The organism is Paenibacillus sp. OT2-17 (assembly GCF_009827695.1).
Classification (GTDB): domain Bacteria; phylum Bacillota; class Bacilli; order Paenibacillales; family Paenibacillaceae; genus Paenibacillus; species Paenibacillus polymyxa_B.
Window position 1 is genome coordinate 1 of the sequence record NZ_WUDQ01000776.1, and the last position, 1375, is coordinate 1375.

The 1375-nt window shown below is 43.2% G+C and carries 2 protein-coding genes; both read left to right on the forward strand.

Annotated elements, in window-relative coordinates; genetic code table 11:
* The coding region (locus GRP75_RS27020) for a DUF7916 family protein (RefSeq protein WP_483311122.1) at window positions 1-249 on the forward strand (249 nt) is incomplete at its 5' end.
* A gap of 141 nt (window positions 250-390) precedes the next feature.
* The coding region (locus GRP75_RS27025) for a PTS transporter subunit EIIC (protein WP_160790897.1) at window positions 391-1375 on the forward strand (985 nt) is incomplete at its 3' end.

A 1375-nucleotide genomic window follows, 5' to 3' on the forward strand; every position in this document is an offset into this window, starting at 1 on the left:
GGAGAATTTGTCCATTCATATAAACCCGGAACGCTTGCTCTTTCTTTCCTGAACAGCTCAGTTGAAGGGGCAGATGTTCAAACGATTGCCTGGATCGCACTCATGATGAAACAGACGGGCGCGGATATTCATGCCATTGGAGATGGTGGTTATGCAGGAACACCTCTTCCTGAGAACGTATACCAGCTTGCGCTGTCCATTAAAGGACGCAGACATACAATCAAGAGAATGGTAGGAAGAAGCCGGTAACGATTGACCCCGTGTAATTCAGAGACTCTATATTCTTTTCGTACTCCTTGGAGTGCGCGTAGAGTCTTTGAATTACCACCATCCATGTAAACGTTTACTTTTATAGAAAAATGCCAAATGAGGATTAAAGGAGCGAGCAGTATGTCCAATGAAAAACTGGCAAAAGACATTTTAGCGTCCGTTGGCGGAGAAGGAAATGTCTCTAGCTTGGTGCATTGTGCCACTCGGTTAAGATTTAAATTAAATAGCAGGGATCAGGCCGACAAGAACCAAACACAAAATATTCCCGGGGTTATTACAGTTGTTGAAAACGGTGGACAATATCAAGTGGTCATTGGAAATACGGTAGGGGACGTATATAAAGACATTTTAAAGATCAGTAGCCTTGGAGATGACGACAAATCGAATGCATCCGCTGCTCCTGAAGGCAACTGGTTCAACAAAACGGTGGATATTATTTCCGGTATTTTCACACCATTTTTGGGGGCGCTGGCAGCTTCCGGTATTTTGAAAGGGCTTTTATTAATGCTTGTCTCGTTAGGATGGCTCACCAAAACAGGTGGTGTCTATTCGATCTGGTTCGCTGCCGCAGATAGTATCTTTTATTTCCTGCCGCTAGCGATTGCAGTCACTTCTTCGAGAAAGTTTGGAGCGAATACGTTTGTAGCGCTTGCAGTAGCGGGAGCTCTGGTATACCCGAATATTATTACTTTGTATAACGATAAAGTGGATATTACGTTCTTCAATATTCCAGTTGTTCTTATGAGTTATACTTCTTCGGTTATTCCAGTGATTATCGCGATTTGGTTGCTATCGATTCTGGAGAAATTCCTGAATAGAGTAATTCATGATAGCGTGAAAAATTTTATAACGCCACTTATCTGTCTAATGGTCATTGTTCCCTTGACTCTGATCGCGGTTGGACCGATTGGAATATATGCCAGCTTGGGAATGGCTAAGGGCTACACCTTCTTATACAATTTGAGTCCGATTGTAGCGGGAGTCATTGTAGGTGCCGGGTGGCAGATGTTAGTTGTTATGGGGCTGCACTGGGCGTTTATTCCTATCATGTACAATAACATTGCGGTATACGGTCATGATACTTTGAAACCCTTATTTGCGCCTT